The organism is Acidovorax sp. LjRoot74 (assembly GCF_964254355.1).
In the GTDB taxonomy this organism is placed as follows: domain Bacteria; phylum Pseudomonadota; class Gammaproteobacteria; order Burkholderiales; family Burkholderiaceae_C; genus Acidovorax.
In genome coordinates this window covers 2,695,068-2,716,344 of the sequence record NZ_CAXUTI020000001.1, presented here as the reverse complement: position 1 = coordinate 2,716,344, position 21,277 = coordinate 2,695,068, and the positions used below count along the sequence as shown (strand labels likewise).

The 21,277-nt window shown below is 65.7% G+C and carries 15 protein-coding genes; 4 read left to right on the top strand and 11 right to left on the bottom strand.

What is annotated here, in order from left to right; all coding sequences use genetic code 11:
- Positions 1-2: 2 nt before the first annotated feature.
- The gene (locus ACSQ3O_RS12660) at positions 3-1,181 is read right to left on the bottom strand and encodes an acetyl-CoA C-acetyltransferase (protein WP_137745401.1); all 1,179 of its coding nucleotides are present in this window, start codon (positions 1,179-1,181) and stop codon (positions 3-5) included.
- A gap of 79 nt (positions 1,182-1,260) precedes the next feature.
- Positions 1,261-2,961 (bottom strand): PHA/PHB synthase family protein, encoded by a 1,701-nt coding sequence (locus ACSQ3O_RS12655; RefSeq protein WP_436139108.1) that lies wholly within the window; start codon positions 2,959-2,961, stop codon positions 1,261-1,263.
- A gap of 125 nt (positions 2,962-3,086) precedes the next feature.
- Between ACSQ3O_RS12655 and ACSQ3O_RS12650 the strand changes: the two genes are divergently transcribed.
- Complete coding sequence (locus ACSQ3O_RS12650) at positions 3,087-3,428, top strand: hypothetical protein (RefSeq protein WP_137745399.1); 342 nt, start codon at positions 3,087-3,089, stop codon at positions 3,426-3,428.
- Here the strand turns inward: ACSQ3O_RS12650 and ACSQ3O_RS12645 are convergent.
- From ACSQ3O_RS12645 to ACSQ3O_RS12635, 3 genes are all read right to left on the bottom strand, one after another.
- Positions 3,348-4,226 (bottom strand): polyphenol oxidase family protein, encoded by an 879-nt coding sequence (locus ACSQ3O_RS12645; RefSeq protein ID WP_137745398.1) that lies wholly within the window; start codon positions 4,224-4,226, stop codon positions 3,348-3,350. The two genes, ACSQ3O_RS12650 and ACSQ3O_RS12645, sit on opposite strands and share 81 nt — an antisense overlap.
- Positions 4,226-4,894, bottom strand: a complete 669-nt coding sequence (maiA, locus tag ACSQ3O_RS12640; protein WP_436139107.1) for a maleylacetoacetate isomerase — start codon at positions 4,892-4,894, stop codon at positions 4,226-4,228. Before maiA ends, ACSQ3O_RS12645 begins: the two co-directional genes overlap by 1 nt.
- An 85-nt stretch (positions 4,895-4,979) precedes the next feature.
- The gene (locus tag ACSQ3O_RS12635; RefSeq protein WP_063460880.1) at positions 4,980-5,435 is read right to left on the bottom strand and encodes a MarR family winged helix-turn-helix transcriptional regulator; all 456 of its coding nucleotides are present in this window, start codon (positions 5,433-5,435) and stop codon (positions 4,980-4,982) included.
- A 152-nt stretch (positions 5,436-5,587) separates the two neighbouring features.
- On the opposite strand from ACSQ3O_RS12635, the gene ACSQ3O_RS12630 reads away from it, so the two are divergent.
- The 3 genes from ACSQ3O_RS12630 (at position 5,588) to ACSQ3O_RS12620 (ending at position 7,645) form a co-directional block, all read left to right on the top strand.
- Positions 5,588-6,283 carry a fumarylacetoacetate hydrolase family protein gene (locus ACSQ3O_RS12630; RefSeq protein ID WP_436139106.1) on the top strand — a complete coding sequence of 232 codons (696 nt, stop codon included), beginning with the start codon at positions 5,588-5,590 and terminating at the stop codon, positions 6,281-6,283.
- A gap of 123 nt (positions 6,284-6,406) precedes the next feature.
- Complete coding sequence (locus ACSQ3O_RS12625) at positions 6,407-6,958, top strand: NUDIX hydrolase (RefSeq protein ID WP_436139105.1); 552 nt, start codon at positions 6,407-6,409, stop codon at positions 6,956-6,958.
- A 129-nt stretch (positions 6,959-7,087) separates the two neighbouring features.
- Positions 7,088-7,645, top strand: coding sequence for a hypothetical protein (locus ACSQ3O_RS12620; protein ID WP_436139104.1), 558 nt, complete (start codon positions 7,088-7,090; stop codon positions 7,643-7,645).
- Between the two features lie 263 nt (positions 7,646-7,908).
- Here the strand turns inward: ACSQ3O_RS12620 and ACSQ3O_RS12615 are convergent, their stop codons facing one another.
- The 6 genes from ACSQ3O_RS12615 to ACSQ3O_RS12590 form a co-directional block, all read right to left on the bottom strand.
- Entirely contained in the window at positions 7,909-8,043 is a 135-nt protein-coding gene (locus ACSQ3O_RS12615) for a hypothetical protein (RefSeq protein WP_436139103.1), read from the bottom strand.
- A gap of 467 nt (positions 8,044-8,510) precedes the next feature.
- Positions 8,511-10,814, bottom strand: coding sequence for a penicillin-binding protein 1A (locus ACSQ3O_RS12610; protein WP_436139102.1), 2,304 nt, complete (start codon positions 10,812-10,814; stop codon positions 8,511-8,513).
- A gap of 48 nt (positions 10,815-10,862) precedes the next feature.
- On the bottom strand, positions 10,863-12,950 hold the full coding sequence (ligA, locus tag ACSQ3O_RS12605; RefSeq protein WP_436139101.1) for an NAD-dependent DNA ligase LigA: 2,088 nt from the start codon (positions 12,948-12,950) through the stop codon (positions 10,863-10,865).
- Positions 12,951-12,964: 14 nt separating this feature from the next.
- Complete coding sequence (locus tag ACSQ3O_RS12600) at positions 12,965-14,074, bottom strand: cell division protein FtsZ (RefSeq protein WP_436139100.1); 1,110 nt, start codon at positions 14,072-14,074, stop codon at positions 12,965-12,967.
- A gap of 151 nt (positions 14,075-14,225) precedes the next feature.
- On the bottom strand, positions 14,226-17,750 hold the full coding sequence (gene smc / locus ACSQ3O_RS12595; protein ID WP_436139099.1) for a chromosome segregation protein SMC: 3,525 nt from the start codon (positions 17,748-17,750) through the stop codon (positions 14,226-14,228).
- A 308-nt stretch (positions 17,751-18,058) separates the two neighbouring features.
- Positions 18,059-21,082, bottom strand: coding sequence for a bifunctional diguanylate cyclase/phosphodiesterase (locus ACSQ3O_RS12590; RefSeq protein ID WP_436139098.1), 3,024 nt, complete (start codon positions 21,080-21,082; stop codon positions 18,059-18,061).
- Between the last annotated feature and the right edge of the window lie 195 nt (positions 21,083-21,277).

Here is a 21,277-nt window from a genome sequence, read left to right as displayed (position 1 = left end):
CATCAACGCTCCAGCGCCAGGGACACGCCCATGCCGCCACCGATACACAGCGCGGCCAGGCCCTTCTTGGCGTCGCGGCGCTGCATCTCGTGCAGCAGCGTCACCAGGATGCGGCAACCAGACGCACCGATGGGGTGGCCAATGGCAATGGCACCGCCATTGACGTTGACCTTGGCGGGGTCAATGGCCAGCTCCTTGTTCACGGCGCAGGCCTGAGCGGCAAAGGCTTCGTTCAGCTCGAACAGGTCCACATCGGCAGCGTTCCAGCCTGCGCGCTGCAGGGCCTTGCGCGACGCAGGCACGGGGCCCATGCCCATGGTGGCGGGGTCCAGGCCGCTGGTGCCGAAGGCCGCGATGCGGGCCAGGGGCTTGAGGCCCAGGGCTGCCGCCTTCTTGGCGCTCATCACCACCACGGCGGCGGCGCCGTCGTTCAGGCCCGAGGCGTTGCCCGCCGTCACGCTGCCTGCCTTGTCGAAAGCAGGACGCAGGCCTGCGAGCGCTTCGGCGTTGGTCTTGCGGTTGAGGTACTCGTCGGCGTTAAAGAGAATAGGGTCGCCCTTCTTCTGCGCCAGGCTCACGCCCACAATTTCATCAGCGAACTTGCCAGCGTCCTGTGCGGCGGCCGCCTTTTGCTGGCTGCCCAGGGCCAGGGCATCCTGCATATCGCGGGTGATGCCATAGGCTTTGGCCACGTTCTCGGCCGTGATGCCCATGTGGTACTGGTTGTACACGTCCCACAGGCCATCGACGATCATGGAATCGACCATCTTCCAGTCGCCCATGCGCTGGCCGTCACGCGAGCCGTTGAGCACGTGAGGCGCCAGGCTCATGTTCTCCTGGCCACCGGCCACAACGATCTCGCTATCACCCCAGGCCACGGCCTGAGCGGCCAGCATCACGGCCTTCAGGCCCGAGCCGCAGACGGCGTTGATGGTCAGCGCCGGGGTTTCCTTGGCTACACCGGCCTTCATCGATGCCTGGCGCGCGGGGTTCTGGCCCACGCCAGCGGTCAGAACCTGGCCCATGATGACTTCACCGATCTGGTCGGACGACAGGCCTGCGCGCGCAATGGCTTCGCGGATCACGATGGCGCCCAGTTCACTCGCGGGCGTCTTGGCCAGCGCGCCACCAAACTTGCCCACAGCAGTGCGGGCGGCTGAAACGATGACGATGTCTTCCATGGAATGTCCTTGTGGTTGGGGTTGTTGCTGGGTCATTTTCGCGGTGCAGAAAGTCGGGGCGGGTCAGGACTTTTGCGTATCAGGATTTCTGCTTAACGTAGCTGCCCGGCGCGGGCTCGATGGCCTTGAACTTGGTGCCCTTGCCATAGCCTTTGGGCGCAGCAACCTGCTTGCCCGCATGGCCCTTGAGCCAGCCCGACCAGTCGGTCCACCAGCTGCCGGGGTGTTCCGTGGCGCCTTCCAGCCATTGGTCCAGCGTGCTGGGGAACTTGCCATCGGCACGTATCCAGTGGCTGCGCTTGCCCTTGGCGGGTGGGTTGATCACGCCCGCAATGTGGCCCGAGGCACCCATCACAAACCGCTTCTTGCCCGGCAGCACCTGGGTGGATGCGTAGGCTGCCGTGGCGGGCACGATATGGTCTTCGCGCGAGCCATAGATGTAGACAGGCAGCGCCAGCCCGTTGAGGTCCAGCTTCTCGCCGCACACGGTCAGTTTGCCCGGTTTGATGAGGTTGTTTTCGAGATAGAAGTTGCGCAGGTACCAAGCATAGAACGGCCCCGGCAGGTTGGTGCTGTCGCTGTTCCAGTACAGCAGGTCAAACGGCGGCGGCGTTTCGCCCTTGAGGTAGTTGCCCACCACGTAGTTCCACACCAGGTCGTTGGGGCGCAGAAAGCTGAAGGTCGAGGCCAGGTCCTGCCCCTTCATCAGCCCGCCATTGCCCATCTGCATCTCCCGGAACTTGACGAAGGCCTCGTCGATGAACACATCGAGGATGCCGGTGTCACTGAAGTCGATCAGCGTGGTGAGAAAGGTGGCACTGGCCACGGGCTCGTCGCCGCGCGCCGCCAGCACGGCCAGCGCGTTGCTGAGGATGGTCCCGCCCACGCAGAAACCCAGGGCATTGATCTGCTCCGCCCCCGTGATGTTCTGCACCACATCGATGGCGGCCATGGCGCCGTCTTCCACGTAGTCATCCCAGGTCTTGTGGGCCAGACTGTCATCGGGGTTGCGCCAGCTCACGACAAACGTGCGGTGGCCTTGTTCGACGGCATAGCGGATCAGCGAGTTCTCGGGCTGCAGGTCGAGGATGTAGAACTTGTTGATGCAAGGCGGTACCAGCAGGAAGGGCCGCTCGTACACTTTGGCTGTGAGGGGCTTGTACTCGAGCAGCTGGAACAGCTCGTTCTCGTACACCACCGCGCCCTCCGTGGTGGCCACATTGCGGCCCACCTCGAACAGGCTTTCGTCGGTCATCGACACATGGCCCTGCGTGATGTCGTGCAGCAGGTTCTGCATGCCTTTGGCAATGCTCTCGCCCTTGGTCTCGATGGCTTTCTTCTGCGCTTCGGCGTTGAAGGCCAGGAAGTTGCTCGGCGCCATGGCGGCCATCCACTGCTCCACGCCGAAACGGATACGGGCCTTGGTTTTTTCATCGGCCTCCACCGCCTCGGCCAGGCCCATCAGCGTACGTGCATTCAGCAAGTAGGCCGCTGCCGAAAATGCGGCCACCGGGTTGCTGGCCCAGCCTTCGCCGACAAAGCGCTTGTCCTTGACCTCGGGTGCGCCCTGCAGGCCCTGGGCCCACAACTCCTGGGCTTCCTTGAGGTATTGCTGCTGCAGTGCCTGCAGTTTGGGCTGCGAAAGCTGCAGCGCCGGAGCCATGGGCATTTGCGCGCCCAGGTCCATCTTCTGAAACGATTGCAGCGCCTGCGACCAGCTTTGCCCGAAAATCTGTTGGAACTGCTGGGCGCTCTCAGCCCAGGGTGATTCAGAATTCATGCTCTTTCCTCAATGGTTGATCGCTCGCGGCGGCAGGAGACCGCATCGATCTCCCCCTCGGGTTCATTGTTGCCGACCCATGGGCGCATGGCAACGGATCCGGCACTTGCAGTGAACACAATTCAATGTACCTCATCGTCATCGCCTGGACCTACGTCACCCTCATGATGGCCGTGGCCGAAGCCACCAGCTCCACGGGCACGCTGCTCGGCGCCGTGATCACCTTTGTGCTGTATGGCGTGCTGCCCATGGGCATCCTGGTCTACATCCTGGGTACGCCGTCGCGCAAGCGCTCCATCAAGGCGCGCGAAGCCGCCGAGCAAGCTGCCTACGATGCAGAGCAAGCAGCGGCGAACGCAGGCGCCACAACCGCCACGGCGGCCGAATCAGCCACGCCAGATGCAGGCAGCAAACCGGCCGCTAGCGCCGAGCACGGCAGCGTCGCGGCGGTGCGAAAAGAACCGTGAGGCGTTGGTTACGGTGCACCACGGGACCGTGCTGTTGTTGCCGTAGATCTGGGTGATCCCCAGGGCCCGCAGCCGCCTGCGGGCCAGGCCTGCCAGGTCGCACTGGTATTTGCCCGGGGCGTCTTCGCGGGGCACAAAAAAAGCCTGCGCGGCGGCGTCGGTGTCACAGAACGCCGCGCGCACCTCGGATCCCACTTCAAACGCCTGGGGGCCGATGCAGGGGCCCAGCCAGGCCAGTGTGTCCGCAGCCGCCCTGTTTTCCACGTCTTTTGCTCCATTTTTGATAGCAAACGAGGCAATAGGGGCGCGCGCAAGGGCACAAAAATGTGCAAATGTAGACTCCAGCACGCCGTGCCCGCCCTCACCCGCCAGCCCACGCCAGCCTGCGTGGGCAGCGGCCACCGCCTGGCCGCTGCGGTGGGCCAACAACACAGGCAGGCAGTCGGCCACCATGATGGTGCAGACGGCGCCTGGGGCGGTGGCCACGCAGGCGTCGGCCTCGGTGCCATCGGGGGTGTGCGCATCCAGCTGCACCACGCCCTGGCCGTGCACCTGGTTCAAAAACACGGGCCGCGCCAAGGGGGTGCGGGCCTGCAAGACCGCCTGCAGGGCCTGCCGGTTGGCCCCCACGGCGGCGAGGTCGTCGCCCACATGGGTGCCCAGGTTCAGGCTGTCATACGGGGGCTGGCTGGCGCCACCGGCGCGCGTTGTGCACAGCGCCTGGACGCCCGGCGGCGCGGGCCAGTCGGGCACCAGCCAATCGGCGCTCACACCACCCGACGCATGGGGGGAATGCATCAGGCTTCGAAGTCAGGGCAGGCCGAAGGCTGCGCCTGCTGGAACGCGGGCAGTGTCATGCAGGCATCAAACGCGCCCATGGTGAGCGGCAAACCGTCCAGGTTCACATTGAAGCGCTGGCCGTTGAAGATCTGCGGCACCAGGCAGCAATCGGCCAAGGTGGGCGTATCGCCCCAGCACAGCACCGACGGCGCCAGCCCCTGGGCGGCGCGCTCCTGTGCCAGCAGCGCAAGCTGTCGCTCAAAGGCTTCGAGGCCGCTGCGCACCCAGTGGCGGTACCAGGCATTCTTGGCGTCCTCGTCCACCTTCAGTTCACGCGTCAGGTGCTTGAGCACGCGCAGGTTGTTCAGCGGATGGATCTCGCACGCCACCATTTGCGCCAGGGCGCGCACCCGGGCACGGGCCAGTGGTGTGGCGGGCAGCAAGGCAGGCGTAGGGTAGGTTTCGTCCAGGTATTCGATGATGGCCATCGACTGCGTAAGCGCCGTACCTCCATCTGTGACCAGCGTGGGCACCAGCGCATCACCGATGCGGCTGGCGTATTCAGGGGCCTTGTGTTCACCCTTGACGAGGTGCACGGGCAGGTAGTCATAGGACAGGCCCTTGATCTGCAGCGCGATGCGCACACGGAACGAGGCAGAGGAACGGAAGTAGTTGAAGAGCTGCATGGGAAAACCCGTCAATGAATCGATGAACCGGTGGAGGGACCGGGAAACGTCGCTGCGGCGGCGCCCCGGCGGCCAAGAGCAGAGGTCAGGCGCCCGAGGTACCCGCCGGATCCTGGTGGTTGTAGACGACCTTGGACAGGATGGACATCAAATCAACGCGTTCCTGCGCATTGAGCGGGGCCATCAGCCGCTCCTGCACGCGCTGGGCGGCATCGCGCATCTGCAGCGCGGCCACTTCGCCTTCGGGCGTGATCCACAGGAGCTTGCGGCGGCGGTCGCGGGTGTCAGGCTCGCGGCGGATCCAGCCGCGCTTTTCCAGCCGCCCGATCACGGATCCCGAAGTCGCCGCATCAAATGCAACACGCGCCGCCAGCGTGACCTGGTCTTCGCCCGGCTGGGCCAGCAGCTCGTGCAGGATGGCGAACTGCACCGGTGTCACGTCGAACCCGGCGGTTTCTTCCATGAAAAGCGCCACGGTCCGCTGGTGGGCGCGGCGCACCAGGTGGCCCGGCGTATTGTGGAAATCGAAGCTCTTTGCCATGGGCGCGAGTGTAGCGCCCACAGCAAGCGGCCAAGAGCCATGGCACACTGCCACGGGGCCTAGCCCCGCCCGATTTCACCCTCGCGGGTTCCGCACCACCCAGGGCCGCAACCCACTCCCAGATAGATAGAAAACCTGAAAGACCGACCGACATGAGCTATGTGTTTTCTCCCGCACCCGTGCCCAGCGTGCCAGTGGTGGGCAGCGCCGACCACTTCCCCGTGCACCGCATCTACTGCGTGGGCCGCAACTACGAAGAACACGCCAAGGAAATGGGCTTCACCGGGCGCGAGCCGCCCTTCTTCTTCATGAAGCCCGCCGACGCCATCGTGGTGGTCAACGCAGGTGACACCGGCCAGCTGCCCTACCCCAGCCTGACCGCCAACCTGCACCATGAGATCGAGCTGGTGGTCGCCATTGGCAAGGGCGGCAAGAACATCAAAGCCGCCGACGCCTTCAGCCACATCTACGGCTACGCCGTGGGCCTGGACATGACGCGCCGCGACCTGCAGAACGACATGAAGAAACAGGGCCGCCCCTGGTGCATTGGCAAAGGGTTTGACGCCAGCGCGCCGATTGGCCCCATCACCCCGGCCGAGCAGGCGGGTGACGTGGCCAACGCCGCCATCTGGCTGCAGGTGAACGGTGCCGGCCGGCAGCGCAGCACCGTGACCCAGCTCATCTGGAACATTGCAGAAACCATCGAGCACCTGTCGGCCGCGTGGGAGCTGCAGCCTGGCGACCTGATCTACACGGGCACCCCCGAAGGCGTGGGCGCCGTGGTGCGCGGCGATGTGCTGGAAGGCGGCGTGGAAGGCCTGGGCACGCTGCGCCTGAGCGTGGTGTAGGCCCGCTTGGAGCCTGCCTGCGATCCCGACAGGATCGTATCCAGGCTCCAAACACTCATTTTTTGATAGCTATCAGCGCTTACCTGACGCGCGCAGAGGCCATTTTTAGATCAAAATCCCCGCATGACTTTCCGCAGCCCCATCAAACACTGCCGCGCCTGCGGCACCGCCGTGGTCTATCGGCTGCCGGACGACGGCGACACCAAGCAGCGTGCGGTGTGCCCCGCCTGCAACACGGTGCACTACGAAAACCCGCTGAACGTGGTGGGCACCGTGCCCGCACTGCCCGATGGCCGCATCCTGCTGTGCAAGCGCAACATCGAGCCGCGCTGGGGCAAGTGGACGCTGCCCGCAGGCTTCATGGAGCTGGACGAAACCACGGCCCAGGGCGCCGCGCGCGAGACGGACGAAGAAGCGGGTGCACAGATCGAGATTGGCCCCCTGTTCAGCCTGCTCAACGTCCCCCGCGTGGGCCAGGTGCATCTGTTCTACCGGGCCACGCTGCTCAGCGACCAGTTCAACCCGGGCTACGAAACCATCGAGGCACGGCTGTTTACCGAAGACGAGGTGCCCTGGGACGAACTGGCGTTCCGCACCGTGAAGGAAACGCTGGTGGCCTACTTTGCAGACCAAAAGGCCGGAGCCTTTGGCCTGCATTGCATTGATATTGAATAGCACAGCAGACCGACAAAGCCACCCCAACCAAACGTCCCGAGGGCAGGTCCAATCAAGAGGTTTTGGTAATGAAATGGACATCTGCCTAGATTCCGATATTGTTTTCCAGTCATCCACAAAGGTACATGCATGAAATACCCTTTCATCCTTTCCATCGTGCTTCTCTCGCAGGCGGCCTCTGCAACCACTGGGGCGTGTGTCATGCGCCCATTTCCAGATAGCCAACTATTGAATGTTTCTTCAGCGGGCTGGGCCTCCAAAGAGGAGCCTCTCGTTGCCTGCACCATCGTCAACCCGGAGATTAGCAACGACTCTGGAATAGCATTTTTTTCAGAGACCTCAACGGGTGATGCCTATCTGGCATTGCGCTACGTCGATAAGCCGTTTCCGATCCGCGTTGCCGACAATTGGACAACAGAAGTCCCTGAATCGCAGCGGACAACGCTGGCAGGCGCCCTGAGAAACCCACTGAAAGAAACCGATGCAGCCATTGTGTTGCACGTGGACAAATCCCTCTACCAAGGCCTCCCGGAAGGAGCAAAAAACCTTGCCACCTACAGATATGGCGTGTGTGCCTACGGCTATCCCAAAGAGGGCCGCGCATGGACGACTTTGTCTATCAGCACACTGACCCAGTCCGCATGCCCTTGGCAGAACGTTCCACCGGTAAATTACTTTGAGCGATAGGTCTTTACTGTTGACCAAGACCTGCTCAATTTGAACTGTGCGGGTTGCGCCAATAATGACCAGAGATGGCCACCCGCGCGACTAGGTTCTTTTTCGGAGGGCGCCATCTGCAGCTAGGTTCCATTGGCTTATCGGAAAAGACTTGGGCGATAGCCAGGAACTCGACCTCGCCAGCCTGACATGGATCGACCAGGGCTGGCGCGAAGTGGCTGGCTCGGCCCGCCGCCACAATGCCCACCGACTACTCCTCGTGGGTCATGGTGTCATTCTTTGTAGGCGTACTTGGCGATCGAGGCGTCGCGTACAGCGGCGACCGCCATAAGCCTCGTGGACAGACAGACTAGGTCTCCAGACAGGCCCAGCGGGCAGGTACTCCCATTCCGCTTTTTATGATGCAAATAGACAATCTCCTAGGCTACGCTGAAGAGGCGTGTTCCTCCCCAGCCGATGCTTGGCCACGGAGATCCCGTCGCGTTCCATCCTGATGGGATCTTTGTGATTTCGAATTCCTTCTGCGTCAGCCAGTCTGCATCAATGAAGTGATCGATGTATCCAGCAGTTGCATGGCGTTCTAATTGGTGTCCACCTCGAAGATCTTCTCCAGAACGTTGATGCGCTTGTCCAGGCCAAAATCACTCAGTCAGGCTACACACCTATCGCGAAGGTCCTCGATACCCGAAAGGGTTCACCCGTGCTCCTGCGAAACGATGCCTGCTGCGCCGTGCACGCACAGGGTAGATGGTGATACGCAGCCCCCCACAGGCGCAAGGGCTTCGACCACACCGGTGTTTTTGGATTTGCAGAGGCTCGCCCGAAAGCGCAACGAGTCCCCGCTTTCAACTGCCCCAGCGATACCAAGCGGCGATCAACCGCCCACCCGCTCCTCGGCAGGCACTGGGACCGGCGCCGACGGGCTGGGGATGCCCGGTGCGCCCTGTGGGGGCCTGCCGCCGGGCAGGGAGGGCTGCTGCGGGTCGCTGCGGAACAGCCCCCGGATCCAGTCGCGCATGGTGTCCAGCGAGCTGTCGGGCGCGGGCACCGGGCGGGTATCGAACTCGTCCACAAACCGGTCGTTGCCATCGATCACCTTGCTGCGGATGGCCTGCTGCATGAACTCGCCCACCATGGGCAGCGCACTGCGGGCGCCCTGGCCCCAATGGTCGCTGCGCAGGGTGATGCGGCCGTCATTGAAGCCCGCCCAGGCACCCACCACCACACGCGGATTCATCAGGATGAACCAGCCGTCGGTGTTGTCCTGGGTGGTGCCCGTCTTGCCCGCCACGTCGGCCTGGATGCCGTAGCGGCTGCGGATGGCGGTGGCCGTGCCGTAGTCGATGGCGCCACGCATGGTGTTGCGCAGGATCTGCGCGGCGCGGGCGTCGAACACCGCCTCAGAGGCAGGCGGGGCAAAGGTCTCCAGCACCTTGCCATGGCGGTCTTCGATGCGGGTGATGAGCACCGGCTCCACATAGCGCCCTAGATTGGCGATGGAGCTGTAGGCCGACACCATTTCCTTGAGCGTGACCGGGCTCGTGCCCAGCGCAAGCGAGGGTACCTCTTCAAGCTTGGACTGGCGCACGCCCAGGGCCCGCGCCACTTCGGCCACACGCGCCGGGCCCACCTGGTGCATGACCTGGGCGGTGATGGTGTTCTTGGACCGCGCCAGGCCGTCGGCCAGCGTCATGGGTTCGTCGCTGGGCGGGCCGCCATCGGTGGGGCGCCACACGCGGCCGCCGCCCAGGGGGATTTCCACGGCCGAATCCATGAGCGTGTCTTCGGGTGACGCGCCCTGCGCAAAGGCTGCGCCATACACAAAGGGTTTGAAGGTGGAACCCGGCTGGCGCCGCGCGGCCTGCACATGGTCGAACGGGTCTTGCGCAAAGTCGCGGCTGCCTACCCAGGCCAGCACATGGCCGGTGACCGGGTCCTGCGCCAGAAACCCGGCCTGCACCCGCGTCTTTTCTGCCCGCAGCTTCTGCAGAAAGCTGGTGTCCTCCAGCAGCGCCTTGAGCGCATCCTCGGGGGCCTCGCCCTTGTCCACGGCCACGCGGTATTCAGCGCTTTCACGCACCAGCGTCTGCACCAGCTCGTTGTTCGGGCCCCAACCATTGCGCTGCGACCAGGCCGTGTCTGCCACACCTTGCAATTGCCGGCCCTGCCGCGCCACGGCCTGGTTGGCGATGGCCTGCAGGCGCGAGTCGATGGTGGTGCGGATCACCAGGCCATCGGCATACAGGTTGTAGCCATGGCTGTCGGCCCATTCGATGAGCTGCTTGCGCAGCTGCATCGCAAAGTGCGGTGCGGGGCCCATCACCTCGGTCTGGCGCTCGAAGTTGACGCGCAGCGGGCGCTTTTGCAGCGCTTCCAGTTGCTTGGCTTCGAGCTTGCCGCGCTTGACCATCTGCGACAGCACCGTGTTGCGCCGCGCCTGCGCCCGCTCGGGGTTGAGCACAGGGTTGTAGTAGGCCGTGCCCTTGAGCATGCCGATCAGCGTGGCGCTTTCCAGCACGTTGAGCTTGTCGGCCGATTTGTCGAAATACGTGCGCGCGGCCATCTCGATGCCGTAGGCGTTGTACAGAAACGGTACGGTGTTGAGGTAGGTCTCCAGGATCTCGTCCTTGGTGTATGAGGCCTCGATCTTGAGGGCGGTGATCGCCTCCTTGAGCTTGCGCGTGAGCGCCTGCGGGAACACGCGCGAGCGGCCGATCTCGTCCGGAAACAGGTTGCGCGCCAGCTGTTGCGTGATGGTGGAGCCGCCCTGCGGATCACCCCGCAGCGTGTGCACCACCGACGATGCCGTGCGCTTCCAGTCCAGCCCGAAGTGGTCGTAAAAACGGTGGTCTTCGGTGGCGATGAGCGCATTCACCACATTGGGCGAGATTTCGTTCAGCTCCACCCATTCGCGGTTGGCCCAGCGGTACTCGGCCAGCAGCTTGCCATCCACCGACATGAGCTGCGCGGGCAGCTCGCTCTTGGCCTTGCGGATGTCGCTGATGGAAGGTGTGAACGGGATCAGCACCAGCGTGTAGGCCAGCAACACGGCAGGCACCGCCAGGGTGCCCCACAGCAGCGCGCGGCGCAGTGGCCGGGGCATCCAGGCGAACAGGCCGGACAGCCAGCGAAACAGGGCCGCAGCGCGGGCCTGGAGAGAAAGCAACAAGGTGCGCATCAAAAACCCTGAGAAAAAGGAGCGCAAAAAAGTGCAAAACAGGGGGCGTCAGGCGCCCGTGCCCGACAGCAGGGCCAGCATGCCTGCTTCATCCAGCACCGGCACGCCCAGCTCTTCGGCCTTGGCCAGCTTGCTGCCCGCCTCGGCGCCTGCCACCACGTAGCTGGTCTTCTTGCTGACCGAACCGGCCACCTTGGCGCCAGCGGCCTCCAGCATGTCCTTGGCCGCATCACGGCTGAGCGTGGGCAAGGTGCCGGTCAGCACCACGGTTTTACCCGCCAGGATCTGCGGGGCACGTTCGGCCACCGGGCCTTCGGGCCAGGTCACGCCGCAGGCGCGCAGTTGCTCGACCACCTCGCGATTGTGCGGCTGCTGGAAGAAGGTGTGCAGGCTCTGTGCCACCACGGGGCCCACGTCGTTCACCTCCAGCAACTGCTCCACGCTGGCGTCCATGATGGCGTCCAGCGTGCCAAAGTGCCGCGCCAGGTCCTTGGCCGTGGCCTCGCCCACGTGGCGCAGCCCCAGGCCGAACAAAAAGCGCGGCAAGGTGGTCTGCTTGGATTTTTCGAGCGCGGCCAGCACGTTCTGCGCCGATTTCTCGGCCATGCGCTCCAGCGCAATCAGCGAGGTCAGGCCCAGCCGGTACAGGTCGGGCAACGTGCGGATGACATTCGCGTCCACCAGCTGGTCCACCAGCTTGTCGCCCAGGCCCTCGATGTCCATGGCGCGGCGGGCGGCAAAGTGCAGGATGGCTTCCTTGCGCTGCGCGGCGCAGAACAGGCCACCCGTGCAGCGGTGGTTGGCCTCTCCCTTTTCGCGCACCACGGCGCTGCCACACACGGGGCAGGCCGTGGGCATGCGGAAGTTGGGCACATAACCCGTGCGGTTGCCCGGCATCACGCCCACCACTTCGGGGATCACATCGCCCGCGCGGCGCACGATGACGGTGTCGCCCACGCGCACGCCCTTCTTGCGGATCTCGAACAGGTTGTGCAACGTGGCGTTGGTGACGGTGACCCCGCCCACAAACACCGGCGCCAGGCGTGCCACGGGCGTGATCTTGCCGGTGCGGCCCACCTGCACATCGATGCCTTCGATCTTGGTGGCCATCTCCTGCGCCGGGTACTTGTGCGCCACGGCCCAGCGCGGCTCGCGGGTCTTGAAGCCCAGGTCGCGCTGCAGTCGCAACGAGTTGACCTTGTAGACGACGCCGTCGATGTCGTACGGCAGCGCATCGCGGCTGGCACCCACCTGCTGGTGAAACGCTACCAATTCAGTCGCACCTACCGCAATCTGTACCTGCGCTGCGACCGGAAAACCCCAGGATTTCAGCGTCTGCAGCATCTCGTAGTGCGTGCGGAACACCGGCCCGCCTTCGGCAGGCGGCGTGATCGCGCCCAGGCCGTAGGCAAAAAAGCTCAGGGGCCGCTGGGCCGTGATGTTGGAGTCGAGCTGGCGCACGGCCCCTGCAGCCGCATTGCGCGGGTTCACAAAGGTCTTACCGCCCTGCTCCCGCTGGCGCTCGTTCAGCGCGTCGAAGTCGGCGCGGCGCATGTAGACCTCGCCGCGCACTTCGAGCAAAGAAGGCACGCCGTCGGGCAAGGTCAGCGGAATTTGCCGAATGGTGCGGATGTTGTGCGTCACATCCTCGCCCACCTCGCCATCGCCGCGCGTGGCGGCCTGCACCAGGCGGCCGTTTTCATAGCGCAGGCTCATCGCCAGGCCGTCGAACTTGGGCTCGGCCACATATTCGATGGCGGGGTCGGCGTCGGTCAGGCCCAGCTCGCGCCGCACGCGCGCGTCAAACGCCTGGGCACCCGTGGCCTCGGTGTCGGTCTCCGTGTGGATGCTGAGCATGGGCACCGTGTGGCGCACGGGGGCCAGGCCCTCCATCACCGCACCAATCACGCGCTGCGTGGGCGAATCCGGGGTGACCAGATCGGGGCGCGCGGCTTCGAGCGCCTGCAGCTCGCGGAACACGCGATCGTATTCGGCGTCGGGCACGGTGGGCTCGTCCAGCACGTAGTACTGGTGGGCCCACTGGTTGAGCTGGTCGCGAAGTGCTTTGATTTTGATAGCTGGTTGCGCTTGATCCACGGGCGCTGGGGCCGAAAAAAGATCCAAACTCTCGGTCATGGCCGCACCAGCGTTCAACTGAACAGGCGCCGCGCCAGCACCGACCCCGCCGACAGGTCCCGCCCATCGAGCTGGTCATACAGCAGTTCCAGGTCGGCAGCGATCGGATCCATGGCCATCGCGGGCAGCGGCGCGCCGTTTTGGTCGCAGAGTACGCCGTCCATGGCCTGGCACAGGGCGGCGGCCACGTCGCGCAGGCGCGCAAAGGGCTGCTCGGTGCGGTGGACCTGGGCGACATCCAGGCTCAGGGTGATGTCGCGGATGGCGGACTGGTCGGGGTCGTCGGCCAGTGCGGCCTGGGTGTCGTAGCCCAGCGTGAGCAAGGGCGGCAGGCCCGGGGTGCTGGCGGGCAGCACCAGGCGGCCGGGCATGGCGCCGGGCACAAAGCCCAGGCGGGCGGCGTTTTGCTGCACATAGCCAGGGCTCCACGCAGCCTGGCGGGCGCGCAGCATGAACATGAGCTGGGCGTCGTGGTCGCTGGCGAACTGGTCCAGTTCGCGGGCACGGGCCACTTCGTGCAGCATGTCGGGGAAGTCGGGGGCCGCGTTGATGGCGTCGGCAAAGGCCTGGGCCTTGACCACGAATTCGGAGAATTCGATCTCGTTGAGCGCACCCATGCGGTTGGCCAGTTGCACGCCCGCCTGGAAGGATTGGTAGCGCTGGCCGGGGGCCGGGGTTTCCCACTGCTGGGTGGCTTCGTTCAGGCCCTCGATGGCAAAGGGCTTGCTGCCTGCGCGGCGGGTGGGCGGCAGCGCGGCCAGGGCGGCGTCGCCGGACACCACATGCTCGGGCTGCAGCGAGGCGATCACGTCGATGAGCGGGTCGAGCCCGGGGCGGCGCTCTGCCGAGAACGGGGGCACGGGCAGTTGCAGCGCATCGTCTGCGTCCACAGCGTGGGCGGAGGGGTCGGGGCCCCGGTCCAGCCCCTGGAATTCGCCGCTGGGCACTGCGGCGGAAGCATCAAAGCCTGGCTCCTGGCGCAGTGCAGGTTCTGCCACATGTTCGCTGTCCTGCGGCAGGGCGCGCTTGGGCGCGTTGCGGCGCGAGGTCCAGGTGTTGTAGGCCACGATCAGGGCCAGCACCAGGCCACCGATGATGGCCAGACTCAGTTGCAATGTGCTCATAGAAAGAATTTTCGGCTAACCGTTGCATTGCCCACGCCCATGACGCATCGGACTGGCGCGGCCCGTGCGAGGGACGCCGAGCAAGGGCCGCCCCGCAGCGAGGGCGTCGTCCCCATGAGGGGGAAGGCGCGAAGCGACTCAGGGGGCAAGCTCATACATCCACCATCGACAAAGCGGACTCCATGTCCACCGCCACGATGCGCGACACGCCCTGCTCCTGCATGGTCACGCCGATCAGTTGCTCGGCCATTTCCATCGCGATCTTGTTGTGGCTGATGAACAGGAACTGCGTGCCCTTGCTCATGCTGGACACCAGCTTGGCATAACGTTCGGTATTGGCGTCGTCCAGCGGCGCGTCCACCTCGTCCAGCAGGCAGAACGGCGCGGGGTTGAGCTGGAAGATGGCAAACACCAGCGCAATGGCCGTGAGGGCCTTCTCGCCCCCCGACAGCAGGTGGATTGTCTGGTTCTTCTTGCCGGGTGGCTGGGCCATCACCTGCACGCCGGAGTCGAGGATTTCGTCGCCGGTGATGATGAGCTTGGCCTGGCCGCCACCAAACAGCTCGGGGAACATGCGGCCAAAGTGCGCGTTCACGGTGTCGAAGGTGCCCGAGAGCAGCTGGCGCGTTTCGCCGTCGATCTTGCGGATCGCGTCTTCCAGCGTGTTCATGGCCTCGGTCAGGTCGGCGGTCTGCGCGTCGAGGAACACCTTGCGCTCGCTGGCCAGCTTGAGCTCATCCAGCGCGGCCAGGTTGACGGCACCGAGTGCGGCGATTTCGCGGTGCAGGCGGTCGATTTCGCTTTGCAGGCCGCCCACACGCACATTGCCCTCCTCGATGGAGCGCGCTACGGCGTCCAGGTCGGCCTGGGCGTCCTGCAACAAGGTGGTGTACTGCTCCAGGCCCAGGCGTGCGGCCTGTTCCTTGAGCTGGAACTCGGTGATGCGCGCGCGCAGCGGGTCGAGAGCGCGCTCCAGCTGCATGCGGCGCTCGTCGCTGGCGCGCAGCTTAGTGGTCAGGTCGTCGTATTCGCTGCGCTGGGCAGCCAGGGCCTTTTCGCGCTCCATCTTCACGTCCAGTGCGGCCTGCAGGCCCCCCTGGGCCGCAGCGTCGGACAGGCGGGCGAGTTCGTCCCGGGCGCGCTGCTCCTCGTCAGCCAGGGCCTTGGCCTGCTGCGTGGCGGTTTCGATGGAGCGGTTCAATTCACCTCGGCGCGCCTCCAGGCTGCGCTGCGAGAACGTGGCCTCTTGTGCCTGGCGCTCCAGCGTGCGCTGCTGCTCGCGGCATGCGGTGAGCTTGCGCTCGGCCTCGATCACCTTGTCGCCCAGCTGCGCCTCACGCTCCTGGCTGTCGGCCAATTGCATGTCCAGCTCTTCAAAGCGCGCCTCGGCGGCCACGCGGCGTTCTTGCAGGTCGGCCAGCTGGGCCTCGACCTCGGCCAGATCGCCGTCGATCTGTGCGCTGCGGGCGCGGGTCTGCTCGGCCAGCTGCGAAAGGCGCAGGGTTTCGACCTGCAGCTCGTGCGCGCGGCTCTGGGCCTCGGTGGCTTCGCGGCGTGCGGAGACCAGACGCTGCGAGGCATCGGCATAAGCCGCCTCGGCGCGGACCAGCGCGGTGCGCGACTCTTCGGCAATCAGGGCCTGGGCGCGCAGTTCCTTTTCGAGGTGCTCGATCTCCTGTGCGCGGGCCAGCAGGCCGGACTGCTCGGAGTCCTGCGCATAAAAGCTCACGCTGTGGGCGCTGACCGCATGGCCCGTGGGCACGTAAACCACTTCGCCGGGCTGCAGCTGGCTGCGACGGGCCAGGGCTTCATCGAGCGTGGGGGCGGTGGTGCAGCCCTGCAGCCAGTCGGTGAGCACGGCACGCAGGCCGGCATCGTTCAGGCGCAGCAGGTCGGACAGACGCTGGTGCTGGGACGGGGTTTCGGCTTGGCCTGCAGCCGGGGCGCTGTAGAAGGCCAGGCGCGCGGGGGGCGCATCGGTGCCGCCTGATCCCAGAAAGCCGCGCACCATGTCCAGGCGCCCGACTTCGAGTGCGCCCAGGCGTTCACGCAAAGCGGCTTCGAGTGCGTTCTCCCAGCCGGGTTCGATGTGGATGCGGCTCCACAGGCCTTGCAGGCCGTCGAGGCCGTGTTTGGCGAGCCAGGGGCGCAGCTTGCCGTCGATTTTGACCTTTTCCTGCAGCGCCTTGAGCGCCTCCATGCGGGCAGACAGCTCGGCCTGGCGCGCGCTTTCGCTGTTCACGGCCTGCTGGCGGGTGCGGCGGTCGTCGTCGAGCTGGGGTACAGACTCCTGCAGCTCGTGCAGGCGGGCCTCGGTGGTTTCGGCGATTTCCTGCGCCTCATCGAGCTGCTCGCGCAGGTTGGTCAGGCGGGCTTCGTCGGGTGCGGCCAGGGCATTGCGGTCGGTGCGCAGGCGTTCAAAACGGGCATCGAGCTGGCGGCTTTGCTCGTCAAAGCTGCGCTGCTCGGCGGCCAGCACGCCAATCTGCTGCTGCACCTGCACCACGCTGCTGCGCTGCTCGGCCGTGCGGCTTTGGGCCTGGCGCAGGGCTTCTTCCAGGTCGGGCAGTTGCATGGCCTGCTCTTCGACCTGGGCAGCCAGCAGCTCGGCGCGTTCTTCGGCGTCCACACCGGCGCCAGCCAGGTTTTCCAGCTCCACGTCGGCGTCTTCCTTGCGGGCCTGCCACTGGGCAATCTGCTCGGCCAGCTGCACCAGGCGCTGCTCCACGCGCTGGCGGCCTTCGACCACATAGCGGATCTCGGCTTCAAGCTTGCCCACTTCGGCGGTCGCTTCGTAGAGCTTGCCTTGGGCCTGGTTGACCTGGTCACCGGCGGCGTAGTGGGCCTGGCGGATGGTTTCGAGGTCGGACTCGACCGCGCGCAGGTCGGCCATGCGCGATTCAAGGTCGTTCACGGCCTGCAGGCCATCGAGGCGCACCTTGGTCTGGTCGGCCTCGGCGTCGGCCCGCTTCAGGAACCACAGCTGGTGCTGCTTGAGCGTGGCATCGGAGTTCAGCGCGTTGTATTTGGCGGCGACTTCGGCCTGCTTTTCGAGCTTTTCGAGATTGGCGTTCAGCTCGCGCAGGATGTCTTCGACCCGCGTGAGGTTCTCGCGCGTGTCGTGCAGGCGGTTTTCGGTCTCGCGGCGACGCTCTTTGTATTTGGAGACACCGGCAGCCTCTTCGAGGAACAGGCGCAGCTCCTCGGGGCGGCTTTCAATGATGCGGCTGATGGTGCCCTGGCCGATGATGGCGTAGGCGCGGGGCCCCAGGCCCGTGCCCAGGAACACGTCCTGCACGTCGCGGCGGCGCACGGGCTGGTTGTTGAGGTAGTAGCTGCTGGTGCCATCGCGCGTGAGCACGCGGCGCACGGCCACTTCGCCGTACTGGCTCCACTGGCCGCCCGCGCGGTGGTCGGAGTTGTCGAACACCAGCTCCACACTCGCGCGGCTGGCCTGCTTGCGCGTGGTGGTGCCGCTGAAGATCACGTCCTGCATGCTCTCGCCGCGCAGCTCGCTGGCCTTGCTCTCGCCCAGCACCCAGCGCACCGCGTCCATGATGTTGGACTTGCCGCAGCCGTTGGGGCCCACCACGCCCACCAGTTGGCCGGGCAGCATGAAGTTGGTGGGTTCAGCGAACGACTTGAAGCCGGAAAGCTTGATGGAGGTAAGACGCACGGGTCAGGAGGCGGGCAAAAATTGGGGGGAAGCGGGGACAGAAAGGGGCGCCGGGCGGGCGCTCCGGGCAGGGAACACGCGGGCGCAGCCACGGCGGAATGATACCGCGCCGCCTGCCTGCATCCGGTGCCTGGCGGGTTGGGAGGCCTCCCTACGCCGCTGGCGGCGGAAACATTTGGTTAAAACATGCCTCTGCGCGCGACCATTATGACTTTTTAGCTATCAATTTTGAATCAACCATATGCCCCAAACTTGGCGGGCCGGGCGCCATAAAAGCCCCGCGCCCTGCCCCAGGCCCGGCACGGTCGTCAAACCGGGGGTAACGCCCCGCCTGCAATATTGGTGCGGTGCACCAAGGCCTCGAACTCGGCCAGGGGCAACGGCGGGCTGAGCAGGTAGCCTTGCCAGGCGTGGCAGTTGTGCCGCTCCAGAAACTCGCGCTGGGCCTCGGTTTCTACCCCTTCGGCGATCACGCGCAGGCCCAGGCTGGTGCCCAGGGCCACCACGGTGCGGGCAATGGCAGCGTCGTTGGGGTCGGTGAGCACATCGCGCACAAAGCTCTGGTCGATTTTGAGCTGGTCCAGCGGCAGGCGCTTGAGGTAGCTCAGCGACGAATAACCGGTGCCGAAGTCATCGAGCGAGAAGCCCACGCCATAGCCCTTGAGCTGGCCCATCTTGTCGATCGTGTCTTCCACGTCCTCCAGCAGCAGGCCTTCGGTCATCTCCAGCTTGAGCTGGCGGCCGTCGGCCCCGGCACCTGCCAGGGCCGCCAGCACCTGGGCCACAAAGCCGCTCTGGTGGAACTGGCGCGGGCTCACGTTCACTGCCAGGCTCAGCGGCGCCAGCGCGGGCTGCTGGGCCCACGTGGCCAGGCACTGGCAGGCGGTCTTCAGCACCCACTCGCCCAGCGGCAGGATGAGGCCGGTCTCTTCGGCCAGCGGGATGAAGTGGGCGGGCGAGACAAACCCGTCGCGCGGGTGGCGCCAGCGCAGCAGGGCCTCGGCGCCAATGATGTGGCCGTGGTCGATCTGCGGCTGGTAGTACAGCTCGAACTGCCCCTGGGCCAGGCCGGTGCGCATGTCCAGCTCCAGGGCGGCCCGCGCGCTCACGGCGGCCTGCATGCGGGGGTCGTAAAAGCGCAGGGTGTCGCGGCCCGCGTCCTTGGCCTGGTAGAGCGCCAGGTCGGCCCGCTTGAGCAGCTCGTCCGCCGTCTCATGCATGCCGCTGAAGACGGTGACGCCCATGCTCAGCGAGCTGTGGTGCGTGTCGCCATCGAGCTGGTAAGGCTCGCGCAGCACGGACAGGATGCGCTGGCCCACTTCTTCGCCGCGCGCGGCGGCCTCTTCGGGGCTGCCCCCGAGGTCTTCCAGCACCACCACAAACTCGTCGCCGCCCTGGCGGGCCACGGTGTCATCCTCGTGCACACAGCCGCGCAGGCGGTGCGCCACCTGCGAAAGCAAAGCATCGCCCCTGTCATGGCCCCGGGTTTCGTTGAGGGTCTTGAAGTTGTCCAGGTCCAGCATCAGCAGCGCACCGCTGCGGTGGTGGCGTGCGCTGGTGGCCAGCGCCTGCTGCAGGCGGTCCATCAACAGGCGCCGGTTGGGCAGGCGGGTGAGCGGGTCGTAGTACGCCAGGGTGTTGATCTCTTCCTCGGCGGCCTTGTGCTGGCTCAGGTCCTGCATGGTGATCAGGCGCCCGCCCTCCACAAAGATCCCGGAGATCTCCACCGGTTTGAGCTTGCCGTCGGCGCAGCGGATGGTGTACTCGGCGGCGGGGATCACGCCCTGGTTTCGGGCATCGATCAGCTTTTGCCGAATGGCATCGCGCTCCGCAGCGTCCGGGTAGGCGCGCTGCCACCAGGTGTTGACGTCGGGGACTTCTTCCTGGGTGTAGCCGCAGATCTGCACATACCGTTCGTTGCGGAAGCTGATGAGGCCGTCGTCCTGCACCACACACAGGCCCATGGGCAGGCGCTCCAGGATGCTGCGCAGGCGCTGTTCGTTGGCGCGCAGGGTTTCTTCCATGCTCTTGCGCGAGGTGATGTCCTGCACCACGGCGATGTGGTGGCCGGTGATCCACATGGACGACACGGTGAGGTCGCCCCAGACCACATGCCCGTCCTTGTGGATGTAGCGTTTTTCCAGACGGTACTCGGGCAACTCGCCACTCTTGAGGCGCCGCACCTGGGCCATGTCGGCAGCCAGGTCGTCGGGGTGCGTGAGGCTCTGGAAGGTCTTGCCCACCATCTCGTCCATGCTGTAGCCAAGGATGTCGGCATAGCGCTGGTTCAGGCGCAGGAACTGCCCGGTGTCGGAATCCACCTGTGCCACGCCCACGGTGGCCTGGTTGAACAGCGCGCGAAAACGCTCCTCGCTCTCGCGCCGCGCCGCATCGGACACCTGGGCGCGCACCAGCGCCAGCGTGCGCTGGCGCACCAGCAGCCCCACCGTGGACGCCAGCAGCAGCGACACCAGCACCCCGGCCAGCCCCGCCAGCAGCGGCAGCCGCGCCTCGGGCGGCGCCAGGAACGAGCGTGTGGGGTAGAACGTGAGCTGCCAGCGCCGGTCGTGCACCACCAGATCGCGCACCAGGGGCTGGGCGCCGAGCAGGCCGGGCGCGGTCTGCTCCAGCAACTGGCGCACGGTGGTCTCGTTCGAATCCGTGCGCACCGGGCCCTGGTCGGTCATGGCCACGGCAATGCCATTCAAAAACCCCTGGCTGCCCAGGCCCTGCACCAGGTCGTACACCCGCAGCGTAGAGGCCACGGCCCCCACAAAACGCTGCTCGGCTGTGCCCGCCGTGGGGTCGAACACCGGCACGCGGATCACGATGCCCTGGCGGTATTTTTCTTCCTGGATCAGGTCGAACGGCGCCGACACCACGGTCTGCCCGCTGTCGCGGCTGTAGCGCATGGCCGCCAGATTGGTGGGCTGGGCGCTGATGTCAAGGCCCAGCACCCCTTCGTTGCCCACCATGGGCCACAGGTACTCGGCCACAAAGTATTCGGCGCGCTCGCCCGGCGGGTGGATTTTGAAATCAGGGAACCCATCGGGCGAGAGCGAGGTGTCCACCCGCACACGGGCTTCGTAGGCCTCGCGCTCCGGCCCCGGCACCCAGCGCGTGAACGACAGGTTGCGCACCCCGGGGTAGCGCTGGCCCACCTCCATCTCGCTGGCAGCGCGCTCGAAGTCCAGGCGCGACAGATGCGGGTTGGCGGTGAACAGGCCGCGCAGGCCGTTGACCACCTCGGTGTGCCCGGTGATGCGCTGGCCCAGAGCGTCGGAGAACGCCCGCGTCTCCTGCGTGAAGCGGGCATCGTTGATTTGTGCCATCGAATCCGCCTGGTGCCTGCCCAGCCAGAGGCTCAGCCCCAACCCCAACACGGCCACGGCCAAGCCATACAGCCAATGCCTATAGCGGCCTGGTGGGGGCGATGCAATCGAAGGGGAAGAACCCAGGAGATTCAGAAAAGTGCCTTTGAGATGCCTGGCCGGTACATGCCCCGGCCCGATGGAAAGTGCGCAGGA

Coding starts and splice junctions, on each gene's coding strand:
- ACSQ3O_RS12630 (WP_436139106.1), top strand. CDS start 5,588: ATGAGCTATGTGTTTTCTCCCGCACCCGTGCCCAGCGTGCCAGTGGTG.
- ACSQ3O_RS12645 (WP_137745398.1), bottom strand. CDS start 4,226: ATGCATTCCCCCCATGCGTCGGGTGGTGTGAGCGCCGATTGGCTGGTG.
- ACSQ3O_RS12610 (WP_436139102.1), bottom strand. CDS start 10,814: ATGCGCACCTTGTTGCTTTCTCTCCAGGCCCGCGCTGCGGCCCTGTTT.
- maiA (WP_436139107.1), bottom strand. CDS start 4,894: ATGCAGCTCTTCAACTACTTCCGTTCCTCTGCCTCGTTCCGTGTGCGC.
- ACSQ3O_RS12620 (WP_436139104.1), top strand. CDS start 7,088: ATGAAATACCCTTTCATCCTTTCCATCGTGCTTCTCTCGCAGGCGGCC.
- ACSQ3O_RS12655 (WP_436139108.1), bottom strand. CDS start 2,961: ATGAATTCTGAATCACCCTGGGCTGAGAGCGCCCAGCAGTTCCAACAG.
- ACSQ3O_RS12625 (WP_436139105.1), top strand. CDS start 6,407: ATGACTTTCCGCAGCCCCATCAAACACTGCCGCGCCTGCGGCACCGCC.
- ACSQ3O_RS12660 (WP_137745401.1), bottom strand. CDS start 1,181: ATGGAAGACATCGTCATCGTTTCAGCCGCCCGCACTGCTGTGGGCAAG.
- ligA (WP_436139101.1), bottom strand. CDS start 12,950: ATGACCGAGAGTTTGGATCTTTTTTCGGCCCCAGCGCCCGTGGATCAA.
- ACSQ3O_RS12635 (WP_063460880.1), bottom strand. CDS start 5,435: ATGGCAAAGAGCTTCGATTTCCACAATACGCCGGGCCACCTGGTGCGC.
- ACSQ3O_RS12650 (WP_137745399.1), top strand. CDS start 3,087: ATGTACCTCATCGTCATCGCCTGGACCTACGTCACCCTCATGATGGCC.
- ACSQ3O_RS12600 (WP_436139100.1), bottom strand. CDS start 14,074: ATGAGCACATTGCAACTGAGTCTGGCCATCATCGGTGGCCTGGTGCTG.
- ACSQ3O_RS12590 (WP_436139098.1), bottom strand. CDS start 21,082: ATGGCACAAATCAACGATGCCCGCTTCACGCAGGAGACGCGGGCGTTC.